The sequence below is a fragment of the Mycolicibacterium madagascariense genome (genome assembly GCF_010729665.1).
GTDB classification, from domain to species: Bacteria; Actinomycetota; Actinomycetes; order Mycobacteriales; family Mycobacteriaceae; genus Mycobacterium; species Mycobacterium madagascariense.
In genome coordinates, this window is record NZ_AP022610.1 from 4,810,844 (window position 1) to 4,829,278 (window position 18,435).

Below are 18,435 nucleotides of genomic sequence, written 5' to 3' on the forward strand. Positions count from 1 at the left end.
GCGGCGTTCCGAAGTAGGTTGCTCACATGGAGCGGCACATCATCGTCTGCGGCGATGATCCGCTGGGGATGCGCATCATCGAGCAACTGCGCGCGGCGGGTCGCGAGATCGTCGTCGTCTTCTCCTCCGGCGAACTACAGGGCGCGGGCATCGCCAGCGCGTCCGCCCTGATCTGCGCCGACGACGACGATGCCCTCAACCTCGAAATCGCCCTGCTGGCACGCCAACTCAACCCGACCGTGCGGGTCGTCGCGCGGCTTGGCAACGGTGTGCTCCGCGAGGCCGTCGCGCTCGGCAACGGGCCGGGCGCCATCCTGGACGTGGCCGATCTGGCCGCGCCATCGGTGGTGGAGGCCTGCCTGTCGCGCACCACGCACGCCATCTCCGCGGCGGGCACCGAGTTCGTCGTCTCGGGCACCGACGCACCTCGCACGGCGACGCTTCGCGAGCTGTTCGGCGACCTGGCGCCGGTGGCAGTACTGCGCGGGGAGCACTCCGAGCACCCCGGCGAGGTGGTGGCCTGCCCCGGCCGCGACGTCCTGGTGCACGAGGGTGACTGGACGGCGATGATCGGCACCGCCGACGAGCTGCGGGCACAGGGCATCGCGGTCGCGCCGCCGATGAAGGCGCCCACCGAGGTCGGCCACCGCGGTTCGCGCGGCTACAACCCCCATCGCCGCAAACCGCTCAAGCGCGCCGTCGACGCCCTCCGCGCGGTCCGCGACGACGTCAACCCCAACTTCTTCAAGGCGTTCGCCGCGTCCATGACGCTGCTGCTCGGCGCGACGGTCCTGCTGCGCTTCAGCTACCACCGGCCGGGCATGAGCTTCGTCGACGCGCTGTACTTCTCCTCCGAGACGATCGCCACCGTGGGGTACGGCGACTTCAGCTTCGTCGACCAACCCACCTGGCTGCGGCTGTTCGGCATCCTGCTGATGTTCGCCGGCGTCACGTCGACCGCGGTCCTGATGGCGTTCGTCGCCGACCTGCTGCTGTCGCGGCGCATCGCGCAGAACGCGGGTCTGCGCAAGGTCCGCGAACTGCAGGACCACGTGATCGTCGTCGGCCTCGGGTCGTTCGGCATTCGCGTGGTGGCCGACCTCAAGGCCGCCGGGCACGACGTCGTGGTCGTCGAGCGCAGCCCCGACAACCGGTACCTGTCCTCGGCCGCCGAACTCGACGTGCCGGTCATCTTCGGCGACGCCACGCTGCCCGCCACGCTGGACTCGGCGCGCGTCGACGACGCGGTGGCCGTCGCGGTGTTGACGCAGTCCGACATGGTGAACATCGAGACGGGCATCGTGCTGCGCGAACGGCTGGGCGCACGGTGGACACGCTCGGCCGACACCCCCGGCGTGCCCGTGGTGCTCCGGGTCTACGACCGCACGCTCGGCACCGCGGTGGCCCAGCGGTTCGGGTTCGAGAACGTGCGCTCGACGGTCGACCTCGCGACGCCGTGGTTCATCGGAACGGCCATGGGGCTGGAGGTCTTCGGCACGTTCTCGGTGGGTCAGCAATCCTTCATGATCGGCGGTGTGGAGGTCGCCCCCGGCAGCGAGCTCGACGGGCTGCGGATGGCCGACATGTCGACCCAGACCCGGGTCATCGCGATCGCGTCACCCGGTCAGCCCGCCCGGTTGCATCCCCGCCGCGACACCCGACTGACGGCCGGCGACACGGCCTACCTCGTCGGGCCCTACCGCGAGCTGCTGGACACCCTGCACAAGGGCCAGCGCGTCACCGTCTGACGCCGAGCGCACGCTCGGTAGAGACGAGCGTGCGGTCGGCGGGGGTCAGGGCTTGCGCGCGGCGATCTGGTCGACGCCCATGCGGCCCTGTTCGAAGGCCAGCCCGCCGCCGACGAGGTACAGCCGCCACACTCTGGCGACCTCTTCGCCCTGCAGTGCGACGAATTCCTCGTAGTGCCGCTCGAAGGTCTCCAGCCAGTGCTCGACGGTGCGCACGTAGTGCTCGCGCATCGCTTCGACGCCGCGGATCTCGAACCCAGCGTTCTGCAGATGACGGATGGTCTGCCACAGCGGCCGCATGTGCATGTCGGGGGCGATGTAGGACTCGATGAACGGCCCGCCGCCGGGAGCGGTGCCCTCGCGGCGCGACATCTGTTGCAGCAGTAGGCGTCCGCCGGACTTCAACGCACCGAACATCGTCGACAGGTAGGTGGGATAGTTGCCCTCGCCGACGTGCTCGCCCATCTCGATCGAGCTGACGGCGTCGAATGTCGCTGGCGGGTCGGACAATTCGCGATAGTCCTGCAGTCGCACCTCGACGAGCTTGCCCAGCCCCTCGGCGGTCACGCGCTCGGCGACGAAGTCGCGCTGCTCGGCCGACAGCGTGATGCCGGTGGCGTGGACGCCGTAAGTGCGTGCGGCGTAGAGGATCATCGACCCCCAGCCGCAGCCGACGTCGAGCAGCCGCTGGCCCTCCTTGAGCTCCAGCTTGCGGCACACCAGGTCGAGCTTGGCGGTCTGCGCATCGTGCAGCGACTGCCCGTCATGGGTGTAGTACGCCGACGAGTAGGCCATGTGGTCGTCGAGGAGCAGCTGATAGAACTGGTTCGACAGGTCGTAGTGGTGGGCGATCGCGGCGCGGTCGCGGCCACGGGTGTGCAGCCGACCCGCCAGCCGCGCTTCGGCCGCGGGCGGTGTGGGCGGCAGCCCGACGGCCCCCAGTCGGGTGGCGGCCCCGGCGGCAATCGCCTTGTCCCGCAACGACATCGACGTGCGACGCCGCCCCGCCGAAGCCCAGGCCCGCCGAAACCCCTCGGCGATGTCGCCCTCCACGTCGAGGTCGCCGGTGACGTACGCCCGGGCCAGACCCATCTCGCCGGGCGCCCACAGCAGTCGGCGCAGCGCCCGGCGATGGCGGATGACGAGCACCGGCCCGTCGGCCGGGCCCGCCTCGGTGCCGTCCCACGCCCGGATGCGCACCGGTAGTTCGACCCCGGCGGTGTCGCGCACCAGATCCGCGAGCCGGCGAGCGACCGTCACGCCGCCCCGCTCCCTGCGCGAGCAGACGCAAAGGGCCCTGAAATGCCCGAAACGAGGGCCGTTTGCGTCTGCTCGCGAGAGGAAGTCATGCGAAGACGGACTTGAACGTGTCGAGGGACTGGCGGATGTCGCCCTTGAGCGCGCTGGCGACGACCATCCCGATCGGACCGAACAGCGCCGGACCGCCCAGGTGGACGTCGAAGGTCACCGTCGAGCTGGTGTCGGACGCCGGCTTGATCTTGCCGATCAGCTTGACCTTGACCCCGCCCCTACCGTCACCGTTCAGCGTCATGCTCTCCGGTGGCTTCCAGTTGACGATCGTCCAGTCGACGTGGTTGGGCATGCCCTTGACCTCGACGATCGAGGACAGTTTGACGCCCTTGCCCAGGGTCTCCGGCAGCTTGCTGCGCCAGACCCGGTGGATGCTGAGCCACTCCTTGTACCGCGACAGGTCCGACGCCGCCTCCCAGGCCTTCTCCGGCGGGAGCGGGACGTCGACCGATACCGACAGCTTCGCCATGGCTACGAGACGGGCGGGGGTCCGGCCGGGGTGGCGGGCGGCTCCGGGGACGGGTTCGGCTGGGTGCCACCGGCGTTCTCGCGGGCCGCCTTCTTGGCAGCCTCCTGCACCTTGTCTACCTGCCCGGCGTACTTACCCTGCGTCTTCTCGTCGACGAGGTCGCCGGCCTTGTCGATGGCGGCGTCGACCTTGTCGGCGTTCTTGGACGCCAGGTCCTTGATCTTGTCGAGAAATCCCATGCCCCCACCCTAGTAGCTACGTCCTCAGCGCCCGGCGGCCCTGGTGAAGGTGCCCAACTTCTCCTCGTCGTAGTACTCGAGATTCAGCTCGTCGCCGAAGAACGTGGCCTTCGAGATCGTCCCGGGGGTGGCGTTCTCGCCCTGCGGGACGAACGTGAAGACGTTGCCGTCCCAGTGGGTCAGCGCGAACTTCTGGCGCGGGCCCAGCGCCAGGGTCAGTGCGCCGTCGGATTCGGTGACGGTCGCCGGCCCCCAGTAGGCGTTGTCGTAAGTGCCGACCAGCGACGGCGTGGGCGGTGCGGGCGCCGGATTCGCCGGCCGCGGCTGCCCCGCCAGCGAGCCCACCGGCTGCTCCATGGCCGCGAACGCCTTGGCGTAGAGCCCGCGCCAGTCCTCCCTCACCTGACCGAATTGCACCAGGTCGGCGAATTCCGCGGTGAGCGTCTCGGGCACGCCGGACGGCGTGGCGTTGGTCAGCGCCACGATTGCCACGTCGGCCGACGGGAGCACCACGAAGTTGGTGCCCGCACCCAGTTCGAAGGCGCCCGAGTGACTGAACTGCTGGCGTCCGGCCGGCGTCGTCCCGACGTCGAAGCCGTAGCCGTAGTAGCCGGGCCTGGCCGCCGGCTCGGCGGGCGGGCTCGACACGATCTGCGGGGTCAGCGCGGGCAGCAGCGCCTTGGGGTCGACGATCTGCTGGCCGTTGGCGCTCCCGTCGGCGAGCACCATCGCCAACCACTTGGCCATGTCGTTGGCCGTGGAGCTGACGCCGCCGGCCGGGGACTGGGCCTGGGCGTCGCGGACGTACAGCGGCTTGTAGGCGCCGTCGACGTGGATGTGCCCGACGGCCCGGTCGGGGCGGGCCTGGTAGTCGGTGAACTGCGAGCTGGTCGACGTCATGCCGAGCGGCCCGTAGAGGACCCGCTGGTTGAGGTCCTCCCACGAGGTGCCCGCCTTGGCCGCCGCGGCCTCCGCGCCCGCCGTCAGCCCGAAGTTGGTGTAGGCGTAGGAGATTCGGAAGGGAGCCAGCGGCAGTAGTCGAAGGTGGTCGAGGACGTAGCGCTGGTCGTAGCCGAGATCCTCGAGCAGGTCGCCTGCGTGGTCGGGCAACCCCGATCGGTGCGAGTACATGTCGCCGATCGTCACCATCTTGGTGACGGCGGGGTCGGCCAGCCCGAACCACGGCAGCCCGTCGACCACCGGGGTGTCCCAGCCGATCGCTCCCGTGCCGACCTGATGGGCGATCACCGTCGCACCGAGCGGCTTGGACAGCGACGCCAATTGAAACACGGTGTCGGGGTCGACGCGGTTGGCCGGAGCGGCCCCGTTGCGCACGTCCTTGACGCCGAAACCCTTGGCGTAGACCGTCTTTCCGCCGTGCACGACGGCGACCGACATCCCGGGGATGCCGGAGGACTTCATCAGCTCGTCGGCGATGCCATCGAGTTTGGCCACCGCGGCGTCGACGGCGTTGTCCGGCAACGGCATTGCCGGAACCAGCGGTGGCGGCTGGGTCGCCGTCGTCGGTGCGGGGGCCGCCGCCGCCGACGACGTACTCGACGGGGTGGCGGCCTGGGGAGCGGGCTTGGCGCAGCCGCCCAGCACGCCGACGACGGTCACCACGGCCACCACACGACACATTGCGGAACGCTGCACACCAGCACGCTAGCCGGTCAGGGCCGCCACCATGGGTCCAACCGCGCCGCCGACGGTTCGACGCGTTCGCCCGGTCGCGGCGTCGCCAGCCGGACCCGGTCCTTCTCGGCGGCGACCAGCAACCGTTCGACGGGCTCGGACCACGGATGCGGCGCCAGCCGGAACGTAGCCCAGTGGATCGGCACCAGCAGGCCGCCATCGGTGACGTCGCGGTGGGCCCGGACCGCTTCCTCGGGATTCATGTGGATGTCGGGCCAGCCCGGGTGGTACGCCCCGACGGGCATGAGCGTCAGGTCGAATGGTCCATGGTCGGCGCCGATCTCGACGAAGCCCTTCGTGTATCCGGTGTCACCGCCGAAGAACGCCCGGTGCCGCGGCCCGATGATCGCCCACGACGACCACAGCGTGACGTTGCGGGTCAGGAACCGTCCGGAGAAGTGCCGCGCCGGCGTGCAGACCAGCTCGAGTTCGCCGAGCTGGGCGCTCTCGTTCCAGTCGAGTTCGACGATGCGCTCGTCGGGGATGTGCCACGTGCGCAGGTGCGCGCCGATGCCGAGCGGTACGAAGAACGTGGCGCGCTGCGTCGAGGCGAGTTGCTTGACGGTGTCGACGTCCAGGTGGTCGTAGTGGTCGTGGCTGATGATCACCGCGTCGATCGCGGGCATCGCCTCGAGCTCGGCGGGCACGGGATGCAGTCGCTGGGGGCCGACCGCCCGCGACGGGGAACACCGTTCGCTCCACACCGGGTCGGCGAGGATGCGGTAGCCGTCGACCTCGATGACCGCCGACGAGTGGCCGTACCAGGTGACGGCGAGGTCGCCCGCGATCACGCTCGGGTCGGGGGTGACCACGGGAACGGGTCGCGCCGGATGCTGGTTGGGGTTGCCGCCGATGACCTCGCGGGCCAGCGTGAACTGCTCCTGCCTGGTCATGCTGACGTCGGAGGCGGGCTCGGCGTTGACGAACGCCCCCTGGCGGTAGTGCGGCGAGCGCTTCGCGACGGGGTCGATCTCGACGGGTGACGCGCCCAGCGCCTCCGGTGCCCCCGACAGGGCCCGCAGCGCCCAGCCGCCGGCGACGACCGCTGCGGTGCCCCCGACGAGGCGGGCGGCGCGCCAGAGCACCTAGGCGCCCGTGAACTTGGCGGGCCGCTTCTCGATGCGGGCCACCTGCGCTTCGATGATGTCGTTGCTCGCCCACGCCCGGTCGAACAATTCCTTGTGCGACGGCCAGGCGTCCTCGTAGGCGCCGTCGTCGTTGAGGACGCGCTTGGCGTGCTGCAGCGCCAGCGGCGCGAAGCCCGCGATCTCCTGCGCCCACGCCTGCGCGTCGGACAGCGTGCCGATGCGGTTGGCCATGCCCGTCTGCAGCGCGTCGTCGGAGCTCAGCCGCTCGGCGGCCAGCAGCATGCCGCGCGCCCGGCCGGCCCCGACGAGCGAGGTCAACCGGCGAATGCTCCAATTGTCAAGCGCGATGCCGTATTTCGCGACGGGGAACTGGAAGTAGGCCTCGGGGGCGACGACGCGCAGATCGCAGATCATCGACAGGATGACCCCGGCGCCGATGGCCGGTCCGTTGATGGCACCGATGACGGGCAGCGGCGCCTGGTCGATCGCGATGTTCAGTGCCCTGGCCTTGTCGGGCAGTTCGTCGGCGACGCCCTGCCCGCCGGACAAATCCGCACCGGAGCTGAAGACGTGGCCCTGGCCGGTGAGCACGATGGCCCTGACGTCGTCTGCGGCGGCCTTCTCGATGGCCTCGCGCAGCCCGTCGACCAGTTCGGCGTTGAGCGCGTTGCGGCGTTCGGGGCGCTGCATCTCCAGCGTCAGGACATTGCCCTCGCGGGTGGATCCGATCATGGGGCCAGCCTAACGACCCGACCGTTAGCCTTGCCGCGTGAGCCGAATCAGCGCCGTCGCGCTGCGTGACGCCGTACTCGACGACGGCTCGTTCGTCAGTTGGGACAGTGCCCCGCTGGACGTCGGCGCGGACGCCACGTATCGCCGCGAGCTGGCGGACGCACGGGCGGCCACTGGTCTCGACGAGTCCGTGCTGACCGGCGAGGGCACCGTGTTCGGCCGCCGTGTCGCCGTCGTGGCCAGCGAATTCGGCTTCCTGGCCGGCTCGATCGGCGTCGCCGCCGCCGAACGGATCACCGCGGCGGTCGAGCGGGCGACGGCGCAGCGGCTGCCCCTGGTGGCGTCGCCGAGCTCGGGGGGCACCCGCATGCAGGAGGGCACCGTGGCCTTCCTGCAGATGGTCAAGATCTCCGCGGCCGTCGAACTGCACAAGCGCGCCCACCTCCCCTACCTGGTGTATCTGCGGCATCCCACGACGGGCGGGGTGTTCGCCTCGTGGGGTTCGCTGGGTCACGTCACGGCCGCCGAGCCGGGCGCGTTGATCGGCTTCCTCGGCCCCCGCGTGTACGAACACCTCTACGGCGAGCCGTTCCCAACGGGCATCCAGACGGCGGAGAACCTGCACCGGCACGGCGTGATCGACGGCGTCGTCCCGATCGATCTGCTGCGCTCGACTCTCGACCGCACGCTGAAGGTGGTGGCCGACCCGCCGGGCGCCGCGCCGGAGACGCCGGCGGCGGGGTCCGTTCCGGACGTGCCCGCCTGGGACTCCGTCGAGATCTCGCGTCGGCCCGACCGGCCGGGGGTGGGTGCGCTGCTGCGGCACGGCACGACGGAGCGGGTGCTGCTGTCGGGAACCGGCGGGCAGGGCGAAGCGGCGACGACGCTACTGGCGCTCGCGCGGTTCGGTGGCCAGCCCGCGGTCGTCGTCGGTCAGCAGCGTGGCGTGGGCGGCGGACTCGCGGGTCCGCAGGCCCTGCGCGAGGCGCGCCGGGGCATGGCGCTGGCGGCGGGTCTGCGACTGCCGCTGGTCCTGGTCATCGACACGCCGGGCCCCGCGCTGTCCGTCGAGGCCGAGGAGGGTGGGCTGGCCGGGGAGATCGCCCGGTGTCTCGCCGAACTCGTCACGCTCGACACCCCGACGGTCTCGGTACTACTCGGCCAGGGCAGCGGCGGCCCTGCGCTGGCCATGGTGCCCGCCGACCGGGTGCTGGCGGCGCTGCACGGCTGGCTGGCGCCGCTGCCCCCGGAGGGCGCCAGCGCCATCGTGTTCCGCGACCTCGACCATGCCCCGGAACTGGCTGCGGCGCAAGGCATTCGCTCGGCGGACCTGTTGCGCAACGGGATCGTCGACGCGATCGTGCCCGAGCCCGCCGACGCGTCGGACACCCCGCTGGACTTCACGGCCCGCCTGTCGGCCACCATCGCCGGCGAACTGGTGTCGTTGCGGTCGCTATCCGACGAGCAGCGGCTGGCGGCGCGGTTGGCCCACTACCGCGGCATCGGCCTGCCCTAGCCTCGCGCAACCCGCCGCCCACCCGCGGTGATGGCATTCTGGAACCCGTGGACTCGGTGCTGCACCTCTGGTGGCTGATCTTTCCGCTCGGCGGGGCGATCGGCGGCGGCGTCAGGGCCATCACCGCGGCGAACGAGCGCCGCGCCGAGCGCCGGCTCGAGCGGTACCGCATCAAGCAGCAGACCAAGATCGCGATGGCGGAGGCCTCGGGCCGCGGCAAGATCGACCGGACAGCCGCGCGACGCGACGTCGGCAAGGTGATCCAGCAGCACGACCGCACCGACGCGCGGTGGCTCGACTACGAGGTGGACGTCGCCAAGTTGCTCGACTTCCCGCTGATGACCGACATGCGCGAACCGCTCACCGCGGAGTTCCACCGGGCCCGCGGCCGCGCCGACCTGCTGCGTCCCGCCAATGCCGACGACATCGCCGGTGACCGCGACGCGCAGCTGGAGTACCGCGACGCCGTGCACGACTACGTGACGGCCTTCGACATCGCCGAGTCCGAGGCGATCCGTCGCCGGCGCAGCGACTTCTCGACCGAGGCACAGGAGCGTTTGGAGCGCGCCCAGCGGCTGCTCCGGGTGGCCGAGGACGACGCCGCGACACCCGACGAGCGACGCAGCGCGTACTCCAAGGCGCGGCACGAGCTCGACGGGCTCGTCGTGCTGCCCGCGGTGACCCGGGCGTCGATCGAACGCCGCATCGCGGGCGAGCTGGAGGCGTGACGGGCCCGCGAGACTGAACCTCGCGACGCAATCGCGCGTATTTCGTCGCGGGATTCAGTCTCGGGCGAGGGCATAGCGCTGCAGCGTCGGCGCCAGCGAGTCGATCAGCTCGGCGCGGGTCATGGCGACGACCGGTGGCAACCGCAGCACGAACCGGCAGAGCGCCATTCCGAGCACCTGGGTGCCGATCAGGCCGGCGCGTCGGGCTGCGTCGTCCGGCACGATCTTCGCGATGGCGGGCAGCAGCTGGCCCGCGAAGATGTCCGTCATGCGTTGCGCCGCTTCGGCATTGGTGGTGGCCGAGCGCAACAGGACGACGAGCGCGTCGTCCTCCTCCCAGCGGTCGAGGAAGTGCTCGACGATCGCGCGGCCGAGGTGTGACGGCTCGACGTCGGAGAGGTCGGGGAAGCGCAGGTCGAATTCGGCGGCAGCGGCGAACAGCTGATCCTTGCTGCCGAAGTAGCGCATGACCATCGACGGGTCGATGTTCGCGTCGGCGGCAATGGCCCGGATCGTCGCGCCGGCGTAGCCGGACTCCGCGAACCGTTCGCGCGCCGCGGTGAGGATGACCGCCCGCGTCCGATCGGCCTTGGTGCCCATGCCAACCACCTTATGCCAACGTCTGTTGACTTTTCCGCCAGGCGCGCGCAGGCTACAAAAGTCAACACGCGTTGGCATCAATGCGAAGGAGAATCCCGTGACCGACACCGACGTACTCATCGTGGGCGCCGGGCCCACCGGCCTGACGTTGGCCGCGGCGTTGCTGCTGCAGGGCGTCTCGGTGACGCTCGTGGACCGTCAGGCCGAGGGGGCCAACACCTCCCGCGCGGCGGGTGTGAACGCGCGAAGCCTGGAGGTCCTCGACCGCATCGACGTGACGCGTCGGCTGGTCAAGGAGGGTGTCGAAGCGCCGCGGTTCACGATCCGCGACCGCGCCGCGACCCTGCTGACGGTCGACTTCAGCGGGCTGGCGACCGATTATCCGTTCACCCTGCTCGTGCCCCAGTCGACGACCGAGCGGCTGTTGCTCGAGCGCGTGCGTGAACTCGGGGGCGACGTGATCCGGCCCAAGACCCTCGTGACCGTCGCCCAGGACGCCGCGCGGGTCACCGCGACGTTCGACGACGGCGACACCGTCTCCGCGCGCTACCTCGTCGGCGCCGACGGCATGCACAGCACCGTCCGCACGCAGGCGGGCATCGGCTTCACCGGCGGGGCCTACGAGCACGAGTTCGTCCTCGCCGACGCGCGGCTGCGCGGGGACGCGCCCACCGACGAAGTTCGCCTGTTCTGGGCCAGCGAAGGGCTGACCGTCGTCGCCCCCCTGCCCGACGGAGCGTTCCGCATCGTCGCCCCGATGGACGGCGCGCCCGAGCACCCCTCGGCGGACCTCGTGCAGCGGCTCCTCGACGACAGGGGGCCCGGCGGCCTCGTGGTCACCGACGTCGTGTGGTCATCCCGGTTCCGCATCCATCACCGCGTCGCCGATGACTACCGGGCGGGGCGCGTCCTGCTGGCGGGCGACGCCGCGCACGTCCACAGCCCCGCGGGCGGGCAGGGCATGAACCTCGGCATTCAGGACGCGATCGCCCTGGCCGATGCGCTGGCCGCGGTACTCGACGGCGCCCCCGACACCCGGCTCGACGACTACGCGGCCACCCGACGCCCCATCGCCGAGCAGGTCGTCGCCCTGACCGACCGGCTGACCAGGCTCGCCACCATTCCCCGCAGCCTGCGTCCGCTGCGAAATGCCTTGCTGGGCTTGGTCGGTCGCATGCCAGCGCTGACGCGGGCTTTGGCGGCACGGCTGTCGGGGTTGGTCTACCGCTGAAGCGGGAACCATGGGGGCATGGGCAGGGCGCGGCTGCGCCAGGTCATCCCACCGAAGGGCTAGCAATGCCGATGCAGACCGTCGAGGCCGACTACCTGGTGGTGGGGGCCGGCGCCATGGGCATGGCGTTCGTCGACACCGTGCTCACCGAGTCCGACGCGACCATCGTCATCGTCGACCGCAACGATCAGCCCGGCGGCCACTGGCTCACCGCCTACCCCTTCGTGCGGCTGCACCAGCCGTCGGCCTACTACGGGGTGAACTCGCGCCCGCTCGGTGCCGACACCATCGACGCGAACGGTTGGAACGCCGGGTTCTACGAACTGGCCGGCGCCGGGGAGATCTGCGCGTACTTCGACGCCGTCATGCGCCAGCAGTTCCTGCCGTCGGGGCGGGTCACCTTCTACCCGATGAGCGAATACCTCGGCGACGGCCGGATCCGCACACTGAACGGCGACGAGGTCGTGGTGAACGTGCGCAAGCGTACGGTCGATGCCACCTATCTCGGGGTCGTCGTCCCCTCGATGCGCCCGCCCGCCTACGACGTCGCGCCTGGCGTCGACTGCATCCCCCCAAATGGCTTGCCCAAGAAGCCCTTTCGCGATCAGTACGTCATCGTCGGCGCGGGCAAGACCGCGTTCGACAGCTGCCTATGGCTGCTGCGCCACGGCATCTCGCCCGACCGGGTGACGTGGATCCGACCGCGCGACAGCTGGCTGCTCGACCGCGCCGCGATCCAACCCGGCATGGTGTTCGCCGAACGCGTCATCTCCGACTTCGCCGCGCAGATGAGGGCGGTGCTCAAGGCCACCTCGACCGACGACCTCTTCGCCCGGCTCGCCGGCGCCGGGTGCCTGCTGCGCATCGACGAGTCGGTGGAGCCCACGATGTACCGCTGCGCCATCGTCTCCGAACTCGAACTGGCCCAGCTGCGGCGGATCGAGGACGTCGTCAGGATGGGCCACGTCGAGGCCATCGAACCGGGTCGCATCGTCCTGGAGCAGGGCAGCGTCGAGACCAGGCCCGACGCGCTCTACGTCGACTGCACCGGCGACGGGCTCGGCAAGCGCCCGCCCGTCGACGTCTTCCAGGCGGGCCACCTCGTGCTGCAGCCCGTGCGGACCTGTCAGCCCGCGTTCAGTGCCGCGGTCATCGGGCACGTCGAGGTCACCAAGACCGACGACGCCGAGCGCAACGCCTACTGCCGACCGGTGCCCCACCCGACGGTCCCCCTCGACTGGCTGACCATGACAAGGACGTTCCACGCCAATCAGCTGCACTGGTTCGCCGATGCCGAGATGATGGCGTGGCTCAGCGGCGCCCGGCTGAACGTCGTCAGCCACCTCAGCAGCCGCACGCCGACGCCGGCGGACATGATCCCGCTCTCGGAGCGCCTGTCCGCGGTCAACGAGAAGATCGACGCGTTGCTCGGCGCCTGACGCGTCAGGCCAGCGAGTCGACCCAGGCGCGGTGCAGCGCGGCGTATCTGCCACCGCCGAGGATCAACTCGTCGGGGCGCCCGTCCTCCACGACGCGCCCGTGCTCGAGCACCAGGACTCGGTCGGCGATCTCGACCGTCGAGAGGCGGTGCGCGATCACCACCGCGGTGCGATCGGCGAGAACGGTGGCCAGTGCCCGCTGCACCAGCCGCTCGCTGGGGATGTCGAGTGACGAGGTCGCCTCGTCGAGGATCAGCACCGCCGGATCGGCGAGGAACGCCCGCGCGAACGCGATCAGCTGCCGCTGCCCCGCCGACAGCCGGCCGCCTCGCTTGGCGACGTCGGTGTCGTACCCGTCGACGAGCGCGCCGATGAACCGGTCTGCGCCAACGGCTTCGGCCGCCGCCCGCACCTCGGCGTCCGTCGCGTCGGGGCGGCCGAACCGGATGTTGTCGGCGATGCTGCCGACGAACATGAAGTTCTCCTGGGTCACCATCACCACGTGCTTGCGCAGGTCGGCCTGCGACAGCTCGCGCAGGTCGACGCCGTCGAGTGTGACCGACCCGGAAGTGGGGTCGTAGAACCGCGCGATCAGCTTGGCGATCGTGGTCTTGCCCGCACCGGTCGTGCCGACCAGGGCGACGGTCTGCCCCGCCGGAATGTGCAGGTCCAACCCCGGCAGCACCGGCCGGTCGGGCACGTAGCCGAACTCGACGTGGCGAAAGGCGATGTCGCCGTTGACCTTCGGTAGCTCGACGGGGTGTCGCGGATCCTGGATGCCGGGCGCCTCGGCCAGCACGCCCGCGATCTTCTCCAGCGCGGCGGCCGCCGACTGGAACGTGTTGAAGAACTGCGAGATCTCCTGCATGGGTTCGAAGAAGATCCGCAGGTACAGCAGGAACGCGGTGAGCGTGCCCAGCGTCATCTCACCATGCAGCACGCGGTAACCGCCGTAGAGCACGACCCCTCCGGTCGCGACGTTGCCGACCAGTCGGACCGACGGCATGAAGACCGCCAGCAGTTTGAACGCCCGCTCGTTGATGTTCTTGTAGTCGTCGGCGACGTCGGTGAAGATCTGCTGGTTGCGCAGTTCGCGACGGTAGGCCTGCACGGCCTTGATGCCGGTCATGGTCTCCACGAACTGCACGATCACGAGGGCCGCGCTCTCGCGCACCTTCTTGTACGTGCGCGCCGACTGGGTCCGGAACCACCACACCAGCAGCACCAGGATGGGGAACGCACAGAGGCACAGCAACCCCAGTCGCAGGTCGAGGACGACGAGCAGGACGGCGGTGCCGACGAGGGTCAGGATCGCCGTGATGAGACCGTCGAAACCCGTCTCCAGCATGTCCTGAATGGCTTCGACGTCGTTCGTCGAGCGCGCCACCACACGGCCCGACGTGTAACGGTCGTGGAACGCCACGTCGAGTCGCTGGAAGTGCCGGAAGATCCTGCGGCGCAACGTCAGCAGCACCTCTTGACCGATCCGCCCCGAGCGCCGCAGGAAGAACATCCGGCTCGTCGCCTGCACGACGACCACGCCGCACAGCGCGGCGACGATCAGCAGCAGCTCGCGGGCCGAGCCGCCGTCGACGATCGGCGGAATGCCGTGGTCGATGCCGCGCTGCACCAGCAGCGGCACCGAGAGGCGGGCCGCGTTCTCCACGACGATCACGATCGTCAGCAGCGCCACCAGCCCGGCGTACGGGCGCAACAACCCGCCCAGCAGCACGCGCGCCTCCCGGCGGCGGGAGATCGACTCGTCGATCGGCAGGTCGTCGTCGTCGTTGGTGACCGCGCGCCCGCGCCAGTCCGTGGTGCTCACCGGCTCTCCAGATACAGATGGTCGAGACGGTCGCGCTCGTCGTCCTCTTCCCATTCGGGATCGCGCTCCGCGCCGTCGTCGAGTTCGTCGTCGGCGGCGAGCAGGTAGCGGTAGGCGGGAGCGTCGTCGAGCAGCTCGGCGTGCGTGCCCACGCGCGTGATGGTGCCGTCCTGCAGCAGCGCCACGCGGTCGGCCAGCAGCACCGTCGACGCGCGGTTGGCGACGATCACGCCGGTCACCCTCCTGCGCTGCGTGCCCGCCTCCCGCCTGCCCAGCACCCGGCTCAGCGCCTCGGTCACGGCGGCCTCGGTGTGCACGTCCAGTGCGGACAGCGTGTCGTCGAGCACCAGGATCGACGGCGCCGCGAGCAGCGCCCGCGCCAGCGAAAGTCGTTGGCGCTGACCGCCCGACAGGCTCATCCCCTGCTCGCCGATCCGCGTGTCGAGACCGAACGGCAGGTCGTAGACGAAGTCGGCGGCCGCGACGTCGACGGCCTCGGCCAGCTCGGCATCGGTGGCGGGGTCCTCGGGCCCGCGGCCCAGGCGCAGGTTCTCGGCCACCGACATCGAGAACAGCGTCGGGTCCTCGAACGCGGTCGCCACCGCCTTGCGCAGCGCGGGCAAGCTCAGGTCGCGAATGTCCCTGCCGTCGACCAAGATCGAGCCCTCGGTGACGTCGTAGAGCCGCGACAGCAGCGCGACGAGCGCCGACTTGCCCGACCCCGTCGCACCGACCAACGCCAGCGTCTCCCCGGCTTCGACGGTGAGATTCAGATGCCTCAGCACCCACTTCTCGCTGTCGGGGAACCGGAACCCGACGTCGCGGAGTTCGAGCCGGCCGCCGCGCGGCGTCACGCGCTCGGGTCCGTCGCCGATCTCCCGTGGCGCGTCGAAGATCTCGACGACGCGGTTGGCGGCCGTCATCGCCTCCTGGGTCATCGACAGGAGGAAGCCGAGTGAGGCGATGGGCCACACCAGCGACAGCATCATCGTGATGAACGCGACGAGCGTGCCCATCGTCACCAGGCCGTGGCCCGCGGCGTAGGCGCCGAGGCCCAGCACGATGATGAGGCTGCCGCTGGGGATGGCCTCCAGCAGCGTCCAGAACTTCGCCTGCACGCCGACCTTGCCCACCTCGGTGTCGAACAGTGCGGTGGCGCGCTCGTCGAAACGTTCGTAGGCATACCCCTCGCGGCCGAACGCCTTGACCACGCGCAGTCCGAGCGCCTGCTCCTCGACGTGGGTGGCGACGTTGCCGGACTGGTCCTGCGCGGCGCGCGAGAGCTTGGTGAACTGCCGTTGGAAGTGCAGCACGGTCGCGGTGATCGGCACGATCGACACCACCACCACGACACCGAGCGGCCAGTACATCGCCAGCAGGATCCCGGTCACCGCGATGATCTGAATGATGTTGAGCAACAAGAACAACAGGCCGAACGAGAGGAACATGCGAATGGTGCTCAGGTCGTTCATCACCCGCGACAGCAGCTGCCCGGACTGCCAGCGGCCGTGGAACGACATCGGCAAGATCTGCAGCCGCGCATAGAGATCCTTGCGAATGTCGGCCTCGACGCCCATCGTGGCGCGGGCCACCAGCCAGCGGCGCACGAACCACAGCACGGCCTCCGACACCAGCACCGCCATCGCGGCCGAGCCGAGCAGCCACAGGTGCCGCTGGTCCTGGTGGCGTACGGGCCCGTCGATGACGGCTCTGGTCATCAGCGGAATGGCCACCGTCGCCACCAGACTGAGCAGCGCGGCGACGAGCATGGCCGTCCACCGGACCCGGTAGGGCTTGAGGTAGGGCAGCAGCCGCAGGAGGTCCGACGACGACCGGACGCGACGCGGCGGCGGCGCGAGCGACGGCTCGGACCGCAGACCGGGAGCCGTCATGCCGCCGCCTCGTCGTCGCGGAACTGGGTCTCGTACAGCGTCGTGTACCGCCCGCCCCTGGCGAGCAGTTGGGCGTGGGTGCCGCGCTCCACGATGCGGCCGTCCTCGACGACGAGGATGACGTCGGCCGCGCGGATGGTCGACAACCGGTGCGCGATCACGATCGACGTGCGACCGGCCAGCGCCTCGGTGAGGGCCTGCTGCACGGCCGCCTCGGATTCGGAGTCCAGCGACGCCGTCGCCTCGTCGAGCACGACGACGCGCGAGGAGCCGAGCAGCAGACGCGCGATGGTCAGCCGCTGGCGCTGACCGCCCGACAGGCGATATCCGCGCTCGCCGACGACGGTGTCGAGACCGTCGGGCATGTCGGCGACGACGTCGGCGAGCCGCGACCGGCGCAGGGCGTCCCACAGTTCGTCGTCCGACGCGCCGGGCGCGGCCAGGGTCAGGTTGGCCCGGATCGACTCGTGGAAGAGGTGACCGTCCTGGGTCACCACGCCGACGGTCTCCTTCAGCGAGGCGAACGTGACGTCGCGAACGTCGGTGCCGGACAACCGGACCGAACCGGAGTCGACGTCGTAGAGCCGCGCTACCAGGGAGGCGATGGTCGACTTGCCCGCACCGGAGGACCCCACCAGCGCGACCATCTGACCCGGCTGAGCCGTGAACGAAATGCCATGCAGCACTTCGTCACCGCCGCGGTCGTCGAGCACCGCGACCTCCTCCAGCGAGGCCAGCGACACCTTGTCCGCCGCGGGGTAGGAGAAGCGCACGTCGTCGAACTCGACGCTCACCGGACCCGTGGGCACCGCGACCGCGTCGTCGTCCTCCAGAATGAGCGGCACCAGGTCGAGCACCTCGAACACCCGCTCGAAACTGACCAGCGCGCTGGCGATTTCGACGTGCGCGTTGGCCAGCGCGGTCAGCGGCGCATACAGCCGGGTGAGCAGCAGTGCCAGCGAGACGATCGCGCCCGCCTGCAGGTGCCCCCCGATCGCGAGGACGCCGCCGAGGCCGTACACCAGCGCGAGCGCCAACGACGACATCAGCGTCAGCGAGTTCATGAAGGTGGCCTGCAGCATCGAGGTGCGCACGCCGATGTCGCGAACCCGGCCCGCTCGGGCCGCGAACTCACTCGATTCGCGCGCGGGATGGCCGAACAGCTTGATCAGGGTCGCGCCGGGAGCCGAGAACCGTTCCGTCATCTGGGTATTCATCGTCGCGTTGTAGATCGCGCTCTCGCGGCTCAGCTCGGCCATGCTGCGGCCGATGCGCCGGGCGGGCAGCAGGAACAGCGGCGTCAACACCAGTGACAGCACGGTGATCTGCCACGAGATGCCGAGCATGACGCCGAGCGTGAGCCCCAGCGTGACGAGATTGGACACGACGCCGGACAGCGTGTCGGAGAACGCGCGCTGCGCACCCATCACGTCGTTGCCCAACCTGCTGACGAGTGCGCCGGTCCTGGTCCTGGTGAAGAACGCCACCGGCATCCGCTGCACGTGGTCGAACACCGCGGTGCGCAGGTCGAGGATCATGCCCTCGCCGATCTGCGAGGACTGCCACCGGGTCAGCAGCCCGGTCGCGGCCTCGGCCAGGGCGACCGCGGCGATGACGGCGGCCAGCAGGACCACCGTGGTCGGCGTCCCGCCGTGCACGATCGCGTCGACCACCCGGCCCGCCAGGACCGGCGTCGACACCGCGAGCACGGCGCCCACCACGCTCACCGCGACGAACGCCCCGATGCGCCGGTGGTGTCTGGCCGAGAACGTCCAGATGCGCTGGAGCAGGGCACGGTTTGCCAGCGCGCGGAGGTCACCCCCGCGCGCGTTCCGCTGCCGGTACAGCGCCCGGCTCGCCGCGTATTCCATGCTCATGTCATCACCGTAGAACCTCAACAATTGATGAGGTCAATTCATTAC

General features: G+C 70.3%; 15 protein-coding genes. 5 read left to right on the forward strand and 10 right to left on the reverse strand.

Annotated elements, in window-relative coordinates:
• Positions 1-26: 26 nt before the first annotated feature.
• On the forward strand, positions 27-1,748 hold the full coding sequence (locus tag G6N60_RS22710) for an NAD-binding protein (RefSeq protein WP_163741480.1): 1,722 nt from the start codon (positions 27-29) through the stop codon (positions 1,746-1,748).
• 45 nt (positions 1,749-1,793) lie between these two features.
• Here the strand turns inward: G6N60_RS22710 and G6N60_RS22715 are convergent, their stop codons facing one another.
• The 6 genes from G6N60_RS22715 to G6N60_RS22740 all read right to left on the reverse strand — a co-directional run bounded on the left by G6N60_RS22715 (position 1,794) and on the right by G6N60_RS22740 (position 7,282).
• Positions 1,794-3,008: an SAM-dependent methyltransferase gene (locus G6N60_RS22715; RefSeq protein ID WP_163741482.1), complete on the reverse strand. Its 1,215-nt coding sequence runs from the start codon at positions 3,006-3,008 to the stop codon at positions 1,794-1,796.
• 85 nt (positions 3,009-3,093) lie between these two features.
• Positions 3,094-3,528 carry a type II toxin-antitoxin system Rv0910 family toxin gene (locus G6N60_RS22720; RefSeq protein ID WP_163741484.1) on the reverse strand — a complete coding sequence of 145 codons (435 nt, stop codon included), beginning with the start codon at positions 3,526-3,528 and terminating at the stop codon, positions 3,094-3,096.
• A gap of 2 nt (positions 3,529-3,530) precedes the next feature.
• Positions 3,531-3,767 carry an antitoxin gene (locus tag G6N60_RS22725; protein WP_163741487.1) on the reverse strand — a complete coding sequence of 79 codons (237 nt, stop codon included), beginning with the start codon at positions 3,765-3,767 and terminating at the stop codon, positions 3,531-3,533.
• Positions 3,768-3,791: 24 nt separating this feature from the next.
• Entirely contained in the window at positions 3,792-5,408 is a 1,617-nt protein-coding gene (locus tag G6N60_RS22730) for a serine hydrolase (protein WP_163744398.1), read from the reverse strand.
• A gap of 32 nt (positions 5,409-5,440) precedes the next feature.
• Complete coding sequence (locus G6N60_RS22735) at positions 5,441-6,547, reverse strand: MBL fold metallo-hydrolase (protein ID WP_163741488.1); 1,107 nt, start codon at positions 6,545-6,547, stop codon at positions 5,441-5,443.
• Positions 6,548-7,282 (reverse strand): enoyl-CoA hydratase, encoded by a 735-nt coding sequence (locus tag G6N60_RS22740; RefSeq protein ID WP_163741490.1) that lies wholly within the window; start codon positions 7,280-7,282, stop codon positions 6,548-6,550. It abuts the gene before it with no gap.
• 37 nt (positions 7,283-7,319) lie between these two features.
• On the opposite strand from G6N60_RS22740, the gene G6N60_RS22745 reads away from it, so the two are divergent.
• Positions 7,320-8,798: a carboxyl transferase domain-containing protein gene (locus G6N60_RS22745; protein ID WP_163741493.1), complete on the forward strand. Its 1,479-nt coding sequence runs from the start codon at positions 7,320-7,322 to the stop codon at positions 8,796-8,798.
• Between the two features lie 47 nt (positions 8,799-8,845).
• The gene (locus G6N60_RS22750; protein WP_246240954.1) at positions 8,846-9,526 is read left to right on the forward strand and encodes a hypothetical protein; all 681 of its coding nucleotides are present in this window, start codon (positions 8,846-8,848) and stop codon (positions 9,524-9,526) included.
• Positions 9,527-9,580: 54 nt separating this feature from the next.
• Here G6N60_RS22750 and G6N60_RS22755 read toward each other — a convergent pair whose 3' ends face one another.
• Positions 9,581-10,126 (reverse strand): TetR/AcrR family transcriptional regulator, encoded by a 546-nt coding sequence (locus tag G6N60_RS22755; RefSeq protein WP_163741495.1) that lies wholly within the window; start codon positions 10,124-10,126, stop codon positions 9,581-9,583.
• Positions 10,127-10,223: 97 nt separating this feature from the next.
• Between G6N60_RS22755 and G6N60_RS22760 the strand changes: the two genes are divergently transcribed.
• Complete coding sequence (locus G6N60_RS22760) at positions 10,224-11,357, forward strand: FAD-dependent oxidoreductase (RefSeq protein WP_197746960.1); 1,134 nt, start codon at positions 10,224-10,226, stop codon at positions 11,355-11,357.
• A 71-nt stretch (positions 11,358-11,428) separates the two neighbouring features.
• Positions 11,429-12,796: an NAD(P)/FAD-dependent oxidoreductase gene (locus G6N60_RS22765; protein WP_163744402.1), complete on the forward strand. Its 1,368-nt coding sequence runs from the start codon at positions 11,429-11,431 to the stop codon at positions 12,794-12,796.
• A 4-nt stretch (positions 12,797-12,800) separates the two neighbouring features.
• Here the strand turns inward: G6N60_RS22765 and G6N60_RS22770 are convergent, their stop codons facing one another.
• From G6N60_RS22770 to G6N60_RS22780, 3 genes are read right to left on the reverse strand one after another with little or no spacing between them, the layout of a single operon-like run.
• On the reverse strand, positions 12,801-14,621 hold the full coding sequence (locus G6N60_RS22770; protein ID WP_163741499.1) for an ABC transporter ATP-binding protein: 1,821 nt from the start codon (positions 14,619-14,621) through the stop codon (positions 12,801-12,803).
• Positions 14,618-16,513, reverse strand: coding sequence for an ABC transporter ATP-binding protein (locus tag G6N60_RS22775; protein WP_163741501.1), 1,896 nt, complete (start codon positions 16,511-16,513; stop codon positions 14,618-14,620). The genes G6N60_RS22770 and G6N60_RS22775 overlap by 4 nt, the downstream gene beginning before the upstream one ends.
• Entirely contained in the window at positions 16,510-18,390 is a 1,881-nt protein-coding gene (locus G6N60_RS22780) for an ABC transporter ATP-binding protein (protein ID WP_163741503.1), read from the reverse strand. The genes G6N60_RS22775 and G6N60_RS22780 overlap by 4 nt, the downstream gene beginning before the upstream one ends.
• Between the last annotated feature and the right edge of the window lie 45 nt (positions 18,391-18,435).